Source organism: Variovorax sp. dw_954, assembly GCF_018449755.1.
Lineage (GTDB): Bacteria > Pseudomonadota > Gammaproteobacteria > Burkholderiales > Burkholderiaceae_C > Variovorax.
Genome location: NZ_JAAVVD010000003.1, coordinates 377471 through 392350 on the forward strand (window position 1 = coordinate 377471; position 14880 = coordinate 392350).

The 14880-nt window shown below is 67.1% G+C and carries 15 protein-coding genes and 1 riboswitch; of the genes, 9 read left to right on the forward strand and 6 right to left on the reverse strand.

What is annotated here, in order from left to right:
• Positions 1-21 precede the first annotated feature (21 nt).
• From HB681_RS07880 to HB681_RS07890, 3 genes are read left to right on the forward strand one after another with little or no spacing between them, the layout of a single operon-like run.
• Positions 22-1008 (forward strand): tripartite tricarboxylate transporter substrate binding protein, encoded by a 987-nt coding sequence (locus tag HB681_RS07880; protein WP_213954239.1) that lies wholly within the window; start codon positions 22-24, stop codon positions 1006-1008.
• On the forward strand, positions 1005-1769 hold the full coding sequence (locus HB681_RS07885) for an enoyl-CoA hydratase/isomerase family protein (RefSeq protein ID WP_213954240.1): 765 nt from the start codon (positions 1005-1007) through the stop codon (positions 1767-1769). The genes HB681_RS07880 and HB681_RS07885 overlap by 4 nt, the downstream gene beginning before the upstream one ends.
• Before the next feature lie 7 nt (positions 1770-1776).
• On the forward strand, positions 1777-3327 hold the full coding sequence (locus HB681_RS07890; RefSeq protein WP_213954241.1) for a malonyl-CoA synthase: 1551 nt from the start codon (positions 1777-1779) through the stop codon (positions 3325-3327).
• A 10-nt stretch (positions 3328-3337) separates the two neighbouring features.
• Here the strand turns inward: HB681_RS07890 and HB681_RS07895 are convergent, their stop codons facing one another.
• The 3 genes from HB681_RS07895 to HB681_RS07905 form a co-directional block, all read right to left on the reverse strand.
• Positions 3338-3763: a universal stress protein gene (locus HB681_RS07895; RefSeq protein WP_213954242.1), complete on the reverse strand. Its 426-nt coding sequence runs from the start codon at positions 3761-3763 to the stop codon at positions 3338-3340.
• Positions 3764-4121: 358 nt separating this feature from the next.
• A complete protein-coding gene (locus HB681_RS07900) occupies positions 4122-4466 on the reverse strand; it encodes a cell division protein ZapA (RefSeq protein WP_213954243.1) in 345 nt (114 codons plus the stop codon).
• Between the two features lie 14 nt (positions 4467-4480).
• Entirely contained in the window at positions 4481-4696 is a 216-nt protein-coding gene (locus HB681_RS07905) for a DUF904 domain-containing protein (protein ID WP_213954244.1), read from the reverse strand.
• A gap of 107 nt (positions 4697-4803) precedes the next feature.
• Positions 4804-5060, forward strand: a riboswitch (cobalamin riboswitch).
• A gap of 76 nt (positions 5061-5136) precedes the next feature.
• Here HB681_RS07905 and HB681_RS07910 point away from each other — a divergent pair.
• The 6 genes from HB681_RS07910 to HB681_RS07935 all read left to right on the forward strand — a co-directional run bounded on the left by HB681_RS07910 (position 5137) and on the right by HB681_RS07935 (position 11989).
• Positions 5137-6996 (forward strand): TonB-dependent receptor, encoded by a 1860-nt coding sequence (locus HB681_RS07910; protein ID WP_213954245.1) that lies wholly within the window; start codon positions 5137-5139, stop codon positions 6994-6996.
• 2 nt (positions 6997-6998) lie between these two features.
• Positions 6999-7865 (forward strand): helical backbone metal receptor, encoded by an 867-nt coding sequence (locus tag HB681_RS07915; RefSeq protein WP_213954322.1) that lies wholly within the window; start codon positions 6999-7001, stop codon positions 7863-7865.
• Positions 7862-8851: an iron ABC transporter permease gene (locus tag HB681_RS07920; RefSeq protein WP_213954246.1), complete on the forward strand. Its 990-nt coding sequence runs from the start codon at positions 7862-7864 to the stop codon at positions 8849-8851. Before HB681_RS07915 ends, HB681_RS07920 begins: the two co-directional genes overlap by 4 nt.
• Positions 8848-9615: an ABC transporter ATP-binding protein gene (locus tag HB681_RS07925; protein WP_213954247.1), complete on the forward strand. Its 768-nt coding sequence runs from the start codon at positions 8848-8850 to the stop codon at positions 9613-9615. Before HB681_RS07920 ends, HB681_RS07925 begins: the two co-directional genes overlap by 4 nt.
• A gap of 356 nt (positions 9616-9971) precedes the next feature.
• A complete protein-coding gene (locus tag HB681_RS07930; RefSeq protein WP_213954248.1) occupies positions 9972-11444 on the forward strand; it encodes a cobyric acid synthase in 1473 nt (490 codons plus the stop codon).
• Positions 11441-11989, forward strand: coding sequence for a histidine phosphatase family protein (locus HB681_RS07935; protein ID WP_213954249.1), 549 nt, complete (start codon positions 11441-11443; stop codon positions 11987-11989). Before HB681_RS07930 ends, HB681_RS07935 begins: the two co-directional genes overlap by 4 nt.
• A gap of 9 nt (positions 11990-11998) precedes the next feature.
• Here the strand turns inward: HB681_RS07935 and HB681_RS38700 are convergent, their stop codons facing one another.
• From HB681_RS38700 to HB681_RS07950, 3 genes are read right to left on the reverse strand one after another with little or no spacing between them, the layout of a single operon-like run.
• Positions 11999-12841 (reverse strand): Ivy family c-type lysozyme inhibitor, encoded by an 843-nt coding sequence (locus HB681_RS38700; protein ID WP_213954250.1) that lies wholly within the window; start codon positions 12839-12841, stop codon positions 11999-12001.
• Between the two features lie 51 nt (positions 12842-12892).
• Positions 12893-13540 (reverse strand): endonuclease III, encoded by a 648-nt coding sequence (nth, locus tag HB681_RS07945; RefSeq protein ID WP_213954251.1) that lies wholly within the window; start codon positions 13538-13540, stop codon positions 12893-12895.
• Positions 13537-14880 (reverse strand): HipA domain-containing protein, encoded by a 1344-nt coding sequence (locus HB681_RS07950; RefSeq protein WP_213954252.1) that lies wholly within the window; start codon positions 14878-14880, stop codon positions 13537-13539. Before HB681_RS07950 ends, nth begins: the two co-directional genes overlap by 4 nt.

Here is a 14880-nt window from a genome sequence, read left to right on the forward strand (position 1 = left end):
GCGACGACAGGAGACACCAGGATGACCGAGAACTTTCAACGGCGGGACGTATTGCGATGGGCTGCGAGCGGCGCAGCCGTGTTGTGCGGCGGCGCGCGCGCCCAGTCCGCATGGCCCACCAAGGCGGTCACGCTGATCGTGCCGTTTCCAGCGGGCGGTGGTACTGACGCTTTCGCACGCCCGCTCTCGGCGCAGTTCACCAAGGTCGCGGGCCAGACGCTCGTCATCGACAACCGCGGCGGCGCCGGCGGCACGCTGGGCGCCAGCATTGCGGCCCGGGCACCGGCCGACGGCTACACGCTGTTCATGGGCGCCGTGCACCATGCGATCGCACCGTCGATCTACCCCAAGCTCGACTACGACATCGAGAAGGATTTCGTCCCGCTGATGCTGCTGGCCAATGCGCCGCAGGTGGTGGTGGTCAATCCGAAGCGGGTGCCGCAGAACACCATCCAGGAGTTCATCGCCCACGTGAAGAAGAACCCCGCCAGGATCAACTACGGCTCGGCCGGCGCGGGCACCTCGCACCATCTTGCGGGCGAACTCTTCAAGCAGCAGACCGGCACCTTCATCACCCATATTCCGTACCGCGGCGCCGGTCCGATGCTGCAGGACCTGATCTCCGGCAACGTGGACGTGTGCTTCGACGGCCTGGGCTCGTCGTCGACGCACATCAAGGGCGGTCGCATCAAGGCGTTGATGGTCGCGGGCGCCAAGCGCAACCCGGCATTCCCCGACGTGCCGTGCGCGGCCGAGGTCGGCCTGCCCGATTACACGGTCACCACCTGGTACGGGCTGTGGACGCCGAAGGGCACGCCGGCAGACGTGCAGGCGCGCATCATCGAGGACGTGAAGAAGTCGTGGGCTTCCGATGAGCTCAAGTCCATCTGGGCCGCCAACGGTTCCGAAATTCCCAACCTCACGAATGCCGCCTACGGCAACTTCGTCAGCGGGGAAATCAAGCGCTGGGCCGTGGTGGTCAAGGCCTCCGGCGCCAAGCTGGAATGAGCGGATTGGTCCGGGTCGTGCGCGAAGGCGCCATGGCCTTCGTCACGCTCTCACATCCCGGTCGCCTCAATGCCATGTCGCGCGCGATGTGGCTCGCGCTGCGCGCTGCCTTCGAGGCCTTGTCGGCGGAGGAGGCATTGCGTTGCATCGTGGTGCGCGGCGAGGGCGGCGCCTTCTGCGCGGGCGGCGACATTTCGGAGTACCCGTCGTTCCGTTTCGAGGAGCGCAGCCTGCGTGCCTTTCATGAAGACGAGGTGTGGGCCGGCTTGCAGGCCATGCTCGATTGCCCGGTGCCCATCGTCGCGCAGATCGAGGGTGCCTGCATGGGCGCGGGCATCGAGATCGCAAGCTGCTGCGACATTCGCCTGGCCGCTGCTTCCGCGAAGTTCGGCGCGCCCATTGCCAAGCTTGGTTTTCCGATGGCGCCGCGCGAAGCCGAGTTGGTGCAACGCGCCATCGGCGACGTGCTGGCGCGCGACATGCTGCTCGCCGCCGGCGTCCACGGCGCGCAGCGCCTCTACGATGCCGGCTTTCTGCTGCAGGTGCTGCCGGACGATGCCCTGCCTGCCGCCGTGCTGGCCCATGCAGCCCGCATCGTCGCGCTCGCGCCCGCGGCGGCCCGCCTCAACAAGGCCACCTTTCTCGCATTGAACCGCTGCGCCGCGTCCGATCTGGTTCCAACTGCCTACCGCTACGCCGACTCGCCCGAACATCGCGAAGGCATCGACGCTTTCCTTGCCAAACGCCCTGCCGTTTTCTGAGACAACCATGACAACGACCAACGCCAATCTCTTCTCGGCCCTGCGCGCCGCGTTTCCGGCCAACCTCGACCAGGTGGCCATCGAAACCGACAACGGACTTCTCTATTCGTGGCGCGACCTGGACCGCGCCAGCGCGATGATCGCCAACCTGCTGGATGCGCTGAAGCTCGAGCCCGGCGCGCGCATCGCGGTGCAGGTCGAGAAGTCGGTCGAGGCGATCGCGCTCTACCTGGGCACGCTGCGCGCCGGCTACGTGTTCCTGCCGCTCAATACGGCCTACCAGAGCGCCGAGATCGAGTACTTCATCGGCAACGCGGAGCCGGCGGTGGTGGTGTGCACCAGCGACAACGCCGGCTGGGTCGGCGCGATCGCGCAGGCCGCCGGCGCGCACCATGTGTTCACGCTCAACGACGACCGCACCGGCTCGCTGCTCGACCTTGCCGTGCAATGCAGCGACCAGCACACGGTCGCGCAGATGGCGGAAGACGACATGGCCGCCATCCTCTACACCAGTGGCACCACGGGCCGCAGCAAGGGCGCGATGCTGACGCACCGCAACCTGCTGTCCAACGCCGAGGTGCTCAAGGACTATTGGGGCTGGACCGAGGGCGACGTGCTGATCCATGCGCTGCCCATCTTCCACGTGCACGGCCTGTTCGTCGCGCTGCATGGTGCGCTGCTCAACGGCAGCAAGATGCTGTGGTTCGGCAAGTTCGACCCGAAGGGCGTGATCGCCAGGCTGCCCGAGGCGACCGTGTTCATGGGCGTGCCGACCTTGTATGTGCGCATGCTGGCGGAACCTTCGCTGACGAAGGAGGCGGTGCGCAACATGCGCCTGTTCATTTCCGGCTCGGCGCCCTTGTTGATCGAGACCTTCAACGATTGGCGCGAGCGCACCGGCCACACCATCCTCGAGCGCTACGGCATGAGCGAGACGGCCATGCTCACCTCCAACCCGTACAACCCGGTGCAGGGCGAGCGTCGCGGCGGCACGGTTGGCTTCCCGCTGCCGGGCGTGCAGCTGCGCGTGATGTCGACGGAAGAGGGCGCCGAAGGCCGCGAATGCACCACCGACGAAATCGGCGCCATCGAAGTCAGTGGTCCCAACGTCTTCATCGGCTACTGGCGCATGCCCGAGAAGACGCGCGAGGAATTCACCCACGACGGATTCTTCAAGACAGGCGACGTCGGCATGACCGATGGCCTGGGCTACGTCACCATCGTCGGCCGCAGCAAGGACCTGATCATCAGCGGCGGCTACAACGTCTATCCCGCCGAGATCGAGGGCTACATCAACGAGCAGCCCGGCGTGGCCGAGAGCGCCGTCGTCGGCGTTCCGCATTCGGACTTCGGCGAGGTCGGCGTGGCCATCGTCATTGCGAAATCCGGCGCCACGGTGGATGGCGATGCGGTGCTGGCCACGCTGAAATCGCAGTTGGCCAATTTCAAGATTCCGAAGCGCTGCTTCGTGGTGCCCGAGTTGCCGCGCAACACCATGGGCAAGGTGCAGAAGGCGCTCCTGCGCGAGCAGCACAAGGGCCTGTTCGGGCCGCGCTGACGCTACCGTACTACTGCACCAGCAGCACAGAGATATCGGTCTCTGCAATCACCTTCGTGGTGACGGAGCCCATCAGCGCGCGGCCGAAGATGCCGTGGCCGTGGGTGCCCATCACGATGAGTTCGGCATTTACCTTGGTGGCAACCTTGAGGATTTCCTCGGCCGCGTTGCCGTGGCGCTGCTCGAGCGCGTAGCCGGTGATGCCGCGCGCGGCAAGTCCGTCCTTGACCGGCCCGATCACCTTGCTGTTTTCCTCGGCGTAGTAACCCTCCAGCACTTCCCTCCCCACATGGCGTGCCGCGTGATTCGGGATGCCGCTGCAGACATGCACCACCACGAGCTCGTGGCCGTCGACAAAGCTGGCGCGGTGCCGGGCCAGGTAGTCCATCGCCTTTTGGGTGTGCTTGCTGCCATCGACCGCGATCACGATTTTCATGACGTACCTCTTTCGATCTGGACACTCGCTTATACGCGGCGAGTCCACCGGATGAACAGAGGGGTCGAACCCGCATGCAGATCGGTTGTAAAAAAACCAACGGCCCTGCGATGAGGGCCGCTGATCTTTCGGAATAGGTGTCTGCAGTAGGGGGCACCGGACCCGCATCCTGAACCAGGGTTCAGGTGGGCGAGGGCAGCAAGACTTCGGGTTCATCTGACGCGAGATGATCACGCCCGTCAAGCGATGTACCAAGCCCTGCTCCGTAGAGCATTGGAACAAGGAAATATTAGGCCCGGCGCGTACTGCAGACGGTGTCGATTTTACGCCCCCGACGCCGTCGCGTAAGCCCTAAATTTCAGAGCAGATGGCCATCGCCGGCCAGTGCCTGATCCAGCCTCTGGATGAGTTGCGGCAAGCGCTGATCGGTGGTAACGGATTCTTCCGGTGCGGCGGTGGTCGTGACCGCGAGCAGTGCTGCCGCCGCGGCGGAGGTTGCGGCCTCGGACTGCACCAGGTCGAAGGCCAGGTTCAGCGATGCCAGCACCGCGATGCGATCGCGCGCCTTGACCTTGCCGGCATCGCGGATCTTGCACATGGCGGCATCGACCCGTTCGACTGCGCTGCGCAATTGCGCTTCTCCACCTTCGGGGCAGCCGAGCAGGTAGCTCTGGCCCATGATCTGAACTTCGATCTGCTTCATCGTCTCGACTGGAATTATTCGGTGGCGGGTGGTTCTTCGGGCAGGCGCTCGAGCATGGCGTCGATACGGGTGCGTGCCGCCGTGAGCCGCGCCTTGAGCGCATCGCGTTCGCGCGTCAGCGCGTCGACCTGTTCCTGCAATAGCGCGTTGGTGCGTTGCACCTCTTCATGGCGCACGAGCAAACGTTCGACTCGCTCGGCGATCTGGTCGATGGGGCTGGGGGCGGGCATGGCTGGGGATTGTATGTGGGGCCCGGCGAGCCACCCTGCGTGCTTTGTCACCCAGGCAAGGGGAAAACACTGCCCCTCCGCAGCCGTGCGGCAGCGGCCGCCGTGCGCCTAAAATCCGGGCCGTTGGTGCTCGGGCCGTGGTTCACGCGACCCAGTTCAACGGGAAGCAGGAGTCGACGCCGTGTCACCGGCCGACGCCACCTGCGCTGCCCCCGCAACGGTCAAGCAGACGGCGCCAGAAGCCCAGGCTTCTGGCGCCACTTTCACTCCACAAAGCCACTGGGCGCCCTGAAACAGGCGCCTGGGAAGGCGGGTGAAGGACGCACTGCCAGCCCGGATACCGGCCAACGAGGCGGCTGCCTGCGCAAGCAGGCGGCCATACGCCCAAGCACCGGCGGGGAAGCCGGTGACGGGCATTTGTCTGCGACTCTTTTCTCATCATGACTTCCTGCGATACCACCCCCCGGGCCACCACGCGTCTCCCGGCGGTCACGCTTGCGCTCGGCGCATTCGCGATCCTGCCTGCGCACGCGCAATCGGAGCCCCCGACCCTGCGCGAGACCGTGGTCACCGCCACCCGTACGCCGACGCGCGCCGACGAACTGGTGTCCGACGTCGTCGTCATCGACCGCGCGCAGATCGAGCAACTGGGCGAGCGCACTTTGCCCGAACTGCTGGCCCGCACGGCAGGCGTTCAGGTGTCATCGAATGGCGGCTCCGGCAAGCTCAGCAGCGTGTTCATCCGTGGCACCGAGGCACGCCACACCATCCTGCTGATCGACGGCGTGCGCTACGGCTCGGCCACGGCAGGCACGCCGATCTGGGACAACATCCCGGTCGACCTGATCGATCACATCGAAGTGGTGAAGGGGCCGGCATCCGCGCTCTACGGCAGCGACGGCGTGGGCGGCGTGGTGCAGGTGTTCATGCGCAAGGGCCAGCCGGGCGATCCGGCCTTCGTGCCGCGCGCGTCGGTCACCATCGGCAGCCAGGGCTATTCGCAGGAGGGGCTGGGCTTCAGCGGCGCCGATGGGGGCTTCACCTATTCGCTGGATCTGCAGCACACGCGCGACAAGGGCTTCTCAGCCACCAACCCACGCGTGCCCTTTGGCCAGTTCAACCCCGACCGCGATCCTTTCACGCAGGACGCCGGCACCCTCTCGCTCGGCTACCAGTTCAACAACGACTGGAAGCTCAGCGCGGGCGTGCTCTACGCCAACGGCGAGAACCACTATGACGACGGCCCCAACCGCGATACCTTCGGCGTCGTGCGCACTGAAACGGAATACGTTGGCCTGCAGGGCAGGGTGATGGACAACTGGACCACGCAGTTCCGCGTGGCGCAGGGCGTCGACCTGACGCAGGCAAAGGTGGCCGACGCCTTCAGCCTGCCGGGTCTCTTCCGGACCACACAGAGCCAGTTCAGCTGGCAGAACAACGTGACGACGCCGATCGGCACCGTGATCGCGGGACTCGAGCGAAACGTGCAGAGCGTGGACAGCGACACTGCCTACGACGTCACCAGCCGCTCGATCAACTCGGCCTTCGTCGGCTTGAACGGCAATGCCGGCGCGCACAGCTGGCAGCTCAATGCGCGGCGTGACGAGAACTCGCAGTTCGGCAACCACGACACCTGGTTCGCCGGCTATGGCTACCGCATTTCGCCGAACTGGCGCGTCAATGCGTCCTATGGCACGAGCTTCGTGGCGCCTTCGTTCAACCAGCTCTACTACCCCTTCTTCAGCAACCCGCGGCTGCAGCCCGAGGAAGGCAAGAACATCGACGTCGGCATCACCTGGACGGAGGGCGCGCACAGCGTGAAGCTGGTCGGCTTCGACAACAAGATCACCGGCTTCATCACGAACACCACCACTCCGGAGAACATTCCGCGCGCCCGCATCCAGGGCTGGACGCTGGGCTACGACGGCGCCTTCGATGCGCTCGGCGTGCATGCCAGCTACGACAAGCTGGATCCGCAGAACGAACTCACCGGCAAGATGCTGCCGCGCCGCGCGAAGGACCAGGTCAATCTGGGCGTCGACTATTCGACGGGGCAATGGAAGTTCGGCGTGACGGCGCTCTATGTCGGCCAGCGCTATGACGACGTTGCCAACACGCTTTCCACGCGCCTGGGGAGCTTCACGACCGTCGACCTGTTCGGCGAGTACAAGCTGACGCCGGAATGGACCGTGCAGGCCCGCGTCGCCAACCTGTTCGACGCCACCTATGAGACCGCCTATGGCTACAACCAGCGCGGGCTCAGCGGCTTCCTGACGATGAAGTGGGCGCCACGCCGATGAGGATGTCGAGGCTGCTGTGTCTCATGGCCTTGTGCTGGCTGGCGGGGCCGGCGCAGGCGCGGGGCGCGGTCAGCCTGGTCGACGATCGCGGCGTGGAGGTCACGCTGGCGCAATCGCCGCGGCGCATCGTGTCGATGCTGCCGTCGTTGACGGAGACCGTCTGCGCGCTGCAGGCGTGCGAGCGGCTGGTCGGCGTCGACAGCTATTCGAACTGGCCCGCGGCTGTGCAGGCATTGCCGCGCGTGGGCGGCCTGGAGGACGCGAACGTCGAGCGCATCGTGGCACTCAAGCCGGACCTGGTGTTGCTGGCCAAGGCCGCGCGCGTGACGGACAGGCTGGAGGCGCTCGGCCTCAAGGTGCTGACGCTGGAACCACGCTCGATGAAGGACATGGAGCGGGTGCTGGGCCAACTCGGCCGCGTGCTCGACCGCGAGGCCGAGGCTGCGGCGATGTGGCTGCAGATCGATGGCGGCGTCAACCGCGTCGCCGCCGCGCTGCCTGCGAGCGCGCGTGGCAAGCGGGTGTACTTCGAGGTCAGCAGCGGGCCGTATGCGGCCAGCGAGTCGTCGTTCATCGGCGAGACGCTGGCACGGCTGGGTGCTGTCAATGTCGTGCCCGGGTCGCTCGGGCCCTTTCCCAAGCTCAATCCCGAGTTCGTGGTGCGTGCGGATCCGCAGGTCATCATGGTGGGGGACCGCAACGCGGTGGCCTTGGCCGGGCGGCCAGGGTGGGGGCGCATCGATGCGCTGCAGGCGGGGCGCATCTGCGTGTTCACGCCCGCGCAAGGCGATGTGCTCGCGCGCCCCGGTCCACGCATGGCCGAGGGCGCCGGCATCATGGCCGATTGCCTGAAAGACAAGTTCAAGTGACCAAGCCCGGGTTTGCCGTTGCGATCGTCGTCGTGAGCCTCGTGCTGGGGCTGGTGGGGGCGAGCATCGGCAGCACCGGATTCGAGAGCGTGTGGAGCGCCGCCAGCGACGCGACCGCGCTGCAGATCGTGCGCGACATCCGGCTGCCGCGCACGCTCGGCGCCTGGTTCGCAGGCGCGCTGCTGGGCCTGGGCGGCGCGCTGGCGCAGGGGCTGTTTCGCAACCCGCTGGCCGACCCGTACCTGTTGGGCAGTGCGTCGGGTGCGAACTTCGGTGTGTGCCTGCTGCTCGTGGCATTGGGCACGTCCTCCGCGCTCGGGCCGGCGGCGGGGGGATGGGCCGCGCGCCTGGGCATGACGGGCGCCGCCTTCATGGGCGCGGTGGCGGCCGTGCTGGTCACGCTGAGCCTGGCGCGCGGCGTGCAGCAGACGCTGCGCCTGCTGCTGGCGGGCGTCGTGGTCGGCATGGTGCTGGGCGCTGCGAGTGCGTTGGTCGTGCTGTGGGTGCCCGACATCATGCGAGCCATGCAGGCCTTCATGCTGGGCACCACCGGCTTCCTCGGCTGGCCGAACGTGACCTTGCTGGCCGGCGCGCTGGTGCTGTGTCTGCTGCCTGCGCTGGGGCTGGCGCGCGCGCTGGACGCACTCACGCTGGGCGAGGCCAGCGCGTCGAGCCTGGGCATTGCCCTGCCGCGCGTGCGCGTGGTGCTGGTGGCGGCGCTGGCGCTGGCCACGGGCACGGCGGTCGCGCAGGTCGGGCTGGTGGCATTTGTCGGGCTGGTCGCGCCGCACCTGGTGCGCGGCGTGGTCAAGCCGACGCACGGATGGCTTGTGGGCCTGGCCTCGTTGATGGGAGGTGCGTTGCTGCTCGCGGCCGACGTGGTCGCGCGTTGGCTTGTCGCGCCGCAGGAGTTGCCGGTGGGCGTGGTGACGGCCCTGCTGGGCGGCGGCTACCTGTTGTGGCTGATGCACAGGAGGTCGCTGTGACCGCGGTTGCGGCGCTGGCTGCGCAGCGACTGCAGGTCTCGCTCGGCGGAAGGCTCATCGTGGACGTTCCGCAACTCGCCTTGCCCAGGGGACGCTGGACAGCGGTGGTCGGGCCCAACGGCGCCGGCAAGACCACCTTGCTGAAGGCATTGGCGCGCTTGCTGCCGATGCAAGGCAGCGTGCAGTTGCTGGGCCGTCGCATGGAGGAGTGGCCGGCCAAGGCCCGCGCCTGCACGCTCGCCTGGCTGGGCCAGGGCGAGCCGGGCGCCGACGACCTGTTGGCGCACGATGTCGCGATGCTCGGGCGCTTGCCGCACCAGGCGTGGCTTGCCGCGCCGAGCGCGGCAGACCGTGCGGCGGTCGAGCGTGCGATGCGCAGGACGCAATGCTGGGAATGGCGGGATCGGCCGTTGGGCCAGTTGTCGGGCGGGGAGCGCCAGCGTGTGTTGCTGGCCCGCGCGTTTGCGGTTGAGGCCCAAGTGCTGCTGATGGACGAGCCGCTTGCCAATCTCGATGCGCCGCATCAGGCGGACTGGTTGCTGGCGGTGAGGGAATTCGTTTCAGCGGGTCGAACGGTCGTGAGCGTCCTGCATGAACTGGGCATGGCGCTGCATGCCGACGAAATCCTCGTGCTGCGACGAGGTCGAGTGGTGCATCAGGGCGCTGTCGACGAGTCCGTCATGCATGCCGCGCTTCGGGATGTGTTCGACAACCGGATCGAAATCCACAGGGTCGCAGACCAATGGGTGGTGCTGCCTCGATGAAGGCGCAAGAGCAGCCGCCCCCGGCCGCCCCCGCTGCGAGATGGGTCAATAAACCCCGAAGACCTTCAGCAGGATGATCACACCGAGCGGCACGCCGCAGATCCAGAGAATGACGCTTTTCATGAGGTGCTCCAGGTGAGTTTGAGTGCATGCACTGTGGCTTGCGACGTATGCCTTTGGTGCAGGATGGCGCACGCGTTCGGGGTGAGAGGGGGACTACATTGGTCCTCCGTAAGACATTGACTCTATTGGCGCAATGAATGCGCGCGTACGATGATTGCGCCCCAACCCAACATGCACGCCAGCCCCATGTTTCCCCCGTTGTCGTTCGCGTCCCGGCGTGCCGGGGGCGTGCCGTGAACGCGCGCTGCGTCATGGTGCTCGGCACGACCAGCGGCGCCGGCAAGAGCTGGCTGACCACTGCCCTGTGCCGCTGGCATGCACGCCAGGGCCTCAAGGTCGCGCCCTTCAAGGCGCAGAACATGAGCAACAACGCGCGCGTGGTGGAGGGCGGCGAGATTGGCAGCGCCCAATACTTCCAGGCGCTGGCCGCAAACGCCACGCCGGACGTGCGGATGAATCCCTTGCTGCTCAAGCCCGAGCGCGACACCCACAGCCAGGTCGTGCTGATGGGCAAGGTGAGCGAATCGCTTTCTGCATTGCCGTGGCGGGGCCGCAGCGAAAAGGTCTGGCCGCAAGTTGCGCAGGCGCTGGACGGACTTCGCGCGGAGAACGATGTGGTCGTCATCGAAGGCGCGGGCTCGCCGGCCGAGATCAACCTGATGGGCAGCGACATCGTCAACCTGCGCGTGGCGCGGCATGCCGACGCGCGCTGCCTGCTCGTCACCGATATTGATCGCGGCGGTGCGTTTGCGCACCTGTATGGCACCTGGGCCTTGCTGCCCGTGGAGGATCGGGCGCGGCTGGCGGGCTTCGTGCTGAACAAGTTCAGGGGTGATGCCGCATTGCTGGCCCCTGCGCCCGAGATGCTGAAGGACATGACCGGCATCCCGACCGTAGCGACGCTGCCGATGTGGTGGCAACATGGACTTCCGGAGGAAGATGGCTTGTTCGATGACCGCATGTCCCCAACCCAGCCGTTGCCCACAGGGGCAAGGCGCGAAGATGTCACGGTCGTGGTCTATCCGCGCATCAGCAACCTCGATGAGTTCCAGCCGCTGAAGAACATTTCCGGTGTGCGCCTGCGCTGGGCGCGCAGCGCGGCCGACCTGGCCGATGCCGGCACGCTGATCCTGCCCGGCTCCAAGCACACCAGCAGCGACCTCGCCTGGCTGCGCGCGCAGGGCCTGGATCAGGCCATTGCCGCACATGCCGCAAGAGGCGGTCGGGTGCTGGGTGTGTGCGGCGGCTTGCAGATGCTCGGCGAGGCCTTGATCGATCCGCATGGCGTCGATGGCAACGCTCCGGGCCTGGGCCTGCTGCCGGTGGTCACGCGCTTCGAGCGCGACAAGACCGTGCGCCATCGCACCGCCAGCTTCGGCGCGCTGCGCGGGCCGTGGAGCGCGCTGTCGGGCATCGCGGTGCGGGGTTACGAGATCCACCACGGCCAGACGCTCGCGCACACGGCGATGGCCGCGGCAGGCGCCCATGCGCACGCGGTGATGGACGACGGGTTGGCCTGGCAGAACGATGCGGGCAACGTGCTCGGCATCTACCTGCACGGCCTGTTCGAGGATGCCACCGCGTTGCATGCGCTGTTCGGCGCCACGTCCCCGACGCTGGACAGCGTGTTCGATGGCCTCGCCGACTACATCGAGCGTCATTTCGACGCGGGCGTCCTGCGCTCGCTCGCGCTGCAAGCACCATGAGGCTCTGGTTGCTGCGCCATGCCCAGACCGACGCCGACCCGGGCGTGTGCTTCGGCTCGACCGATATCAGCGTGTCCGTGGAGGCCACGCAGGCGCTGGCCCGCCAGATCGCGCCGCTGATTCCAGCCGATGCGGCGGTGAGTTGTTCACCACTGCAGCGCTGCGCCGAACTGGCGCTGGCCATCGAAGCCATCCGGCCCGAGTTGGCCGCCAGCGCCGACACCCGATTGGCGGAGATGGACTTCGGCGCCTGGGAGGGACGCGAATGGTCCGCCATCTCGCGCGCGGAGTTCGATGGCTGGATCGGCAACTTCGCCGATGCCCATCCCGGTGGCACCGGCGAGAGCACCCGCCAGTTCATGCGGCGCGTGGGCGACGCGTTCGACGAATGGCAAATCTCGGAGCGCGACGGTTTCTGGATCACCCACGCGGGCGTCATCCGGGCGACGCAGTTGCTCGCGCGCGGGGTGCGAGTGGCAATGCGTGCCGAGCACTGGCCGCAAGCGCCGATCGAGTTCGGCGAGTGCATCCTGATCGAGGTCTGACCGGGCGCTTCAGCGACTTTGCTGCCGCCACTCGGCTTTCCACATCCGTTGCAACTCCGACGCGACGGGTGGCGGCGGATTGCCCACCAGCATGTCGCGGTTCACGCGATGCACCAGCGCGTAGACGACCCCCGTCTCGGGCGCGTAGAGCTGCACGGCGTTGTTGTCGAAGCAGTCGTGATCCTTGCAGAAGGCGTTGAACGCATAGCGTGAGCCGGCCACGTTGACCCAGCGCGGTGGTGGCGCCGGTCCGTTCATCTGCGCCAGCCACGGCTCACGGGCGTCCGCGCCGAGCGCCTTGCGCCAGGTCGCCCTGAAGCTCGGCGAGGCGATGACCATGTCGACGTTGCCGCCGGTTGTCACGGGCGGTGCGGGTGGGGGTGCGGGTCGCGCTGCGGCATTCGGCTGCTGCCCCGCGGCGGGATTGCATGCGCGATAACGCAACTGCTGCAGGCTCGTGCCGAGCGCGGCGGCCGTCTTCCCGCTGGCGTTGATCTCGATGAAGCGGCCGCGCGGGTCGCGGTAGATGATGAACAGCAGTTCCGAGCCGCCCCGCACCTCGCTCATCAAGGTCATTTCGTAGTTGCGCGGTGGCGAGTTGCCGAAGTAGGAGGCGGCGGCCTGCGGCTTGCTGCCCGTGAGCCGTTGTCCGTCGCGTTCGACCAGCAGTCCGTCAGGTTCGACCCTCAGCCTCGGCGCAGCGGGGTTCGCGCAATCGGCCGACCAGATGCCGCCGTAGAGGGCCATCACATCCGGCGGCAGGCGTTGTGCCTGCGCTGGCGATGCAGCCAGGACACCGAGCAGGCTGGTTGCCACGGCGATGAATGCACGGTGCGTCGGGAAGGAAGCCACAGGGTTCTCCTGAAATGCCTCCCTGAAGTGCATGCGAACGCAGCCTTGAAGTCAACCGGCTTTTGGCGCTGGCGTCTTCGGCTTGAAGTCGCAATAGGCCGCCACCGCGCACTGCCAGCACTGCGGCTTGCGCGCGATGCACACGTAGCGGCCGTGCAGGATCAGCCAGTGGTGCGCATGCAGGCGGTACTCGAGTGGCACGCGCTTCTCCAGCTTCAGTTCGACCTCGAGCGGCGTCTTGCCGGGGGCCAGTCCGGTGCGGTTGCTGACGCGGAAGATGTGCGTGTCGACCGCCATCGTTGGCTCGCCGAAGGCGACGTTGAGCACCACGTTGGCCGTCTTGCGGCCGACGCCGGGCAGGGCCTCCAGTTCCGCCCGTGTGCGCGGCACCTCGCCGCCATGCTGCTCGACCAGCATGCGGCAGGCCTCGATGAGGTGCTTCGCCTTGCTGCGGTAGAGGCCGATCGTCTTGATGTAGCTCTCCAGCCCTTCCACGCCGAGGTCGAGGATGGCCTGCGGCGTGTTCGCGACCGGATAGAGCTTGCGCGTGGCCTTGTTGACGCCGACGTCGGTGGCTTGCGCGGACAGCAGCACAGCGGCCAGCAGTTCGACCGGCGTTGTGTATTCGAGCTCGGTTTCCGGCGTCGGGTTGGCGGCTTGCAGGATGGCGAAGAAGGGGGCGATGTTGTCTTTTTTCATGGCGTGGGGCGGGCGTTCGGCAGGCCGGATTCGAAGCGTTGGCACTGGGCGCGAACCCCGGCGTCCACCGCGCGCCAGACGCGCTCGGGAAAATCTGGCGGCAGTTCGCGCTCGACGCGTTGCAGTGCGGCCGGGGCGTTGTGCACGAGGTCGCACATGCGCTCGAAGGTGCCGTCCACGCCCGCCTGGGTCGCCAGCGCCTGCCAATGGCGGGTCTGGATGCTCGCCAGGTTGTAGTGCGCGCTTTTCGATCGGAGCGCCATCGCGAGTCTTGCCTTTTGCCACGGCACCTGGCTGGCGCCTTTGCCGATGATGGGCCACGCCGAAATCACGTCGTACAAGGGCGTCATGTCGTAGCCGCCGCCACGGCGCAGGAAGATGGAGTGGTTCTTGGCATGGCCATCGGTCGCGGCCAGCAGCCAGAACGCGAGCTGCGTGAGCACGAAGCGCAGGCGGTCGGCTTGCGCCTCGTCGCTGGCCGCGAGCAGCGACAGGCATTCGCGCATGCCCGGTCCGCCGTCGCTTTCATATTTGCGTTGCGCGGGCGTACCGGTGGCCTGGCAGAAGTCTTCCTGCGGCAGTCGTGCGATCCAGCGGCCGACATCCATCCAGCGCCGGTCGAAACGCTCCACGATGAGCGCCTTCTGGTTGTCGAAGCGTCCGATCTCCGTGCCGGCCACCGGAAAACCCAGGGCTGCCAGCAGGCGAGCGCACAGCCACTCGTTTTCGACGGAGTCGGTCATGTTCGCCCGCATGTTGCCGACAAGCCCCAGCGGCAGCTTGAAGATATGCGTCGTCGGCGTCGCGCCGTGAGGGCGGTGCCAACGGTCGCCCAGGCGCAGCAAGGCGGTCTTCTCCTGCGCGCCGGCGATGGAGATACGAAAGTCGTCCTCGTCGGCGGCGAGTTGGCCGAGCACCGGATCAGCCGTGACGTTGCGCAGCGTCTGGGCGACCTGGGCATCGCTCAGTGGCTCGCTGTCGATCCGGTCGACCGGCCCCGGCGCCTGGCCTGCGGGAAGCAACTGGACCGCGCCCACGCAATCGCGGCCGATGGCCGCCAGCAATTCGGCGGCTTCGATGCTGGCGGCATGAAAGCGCCGGCGCAGGCGCTCGCGGATGCGGTCGCTGTCGGGCAGCAGGTTGTCGAAATAGTCTTCGACGGCAGGCCCGCGCAGTTCCTTCGTGCCTGCCGGGATGGGCAGCGACAGGGACAAGGCCCGGACGTTCGGTGAGCGCAGCCATCCGTCGTCGTAGCGCAGCGCCGGCACGCCGGTACGCGACCAGAACCACGCGCCGACGTATTCGCCGTTCATCCATATGTCGAGTTCGGGGTGTGCCAC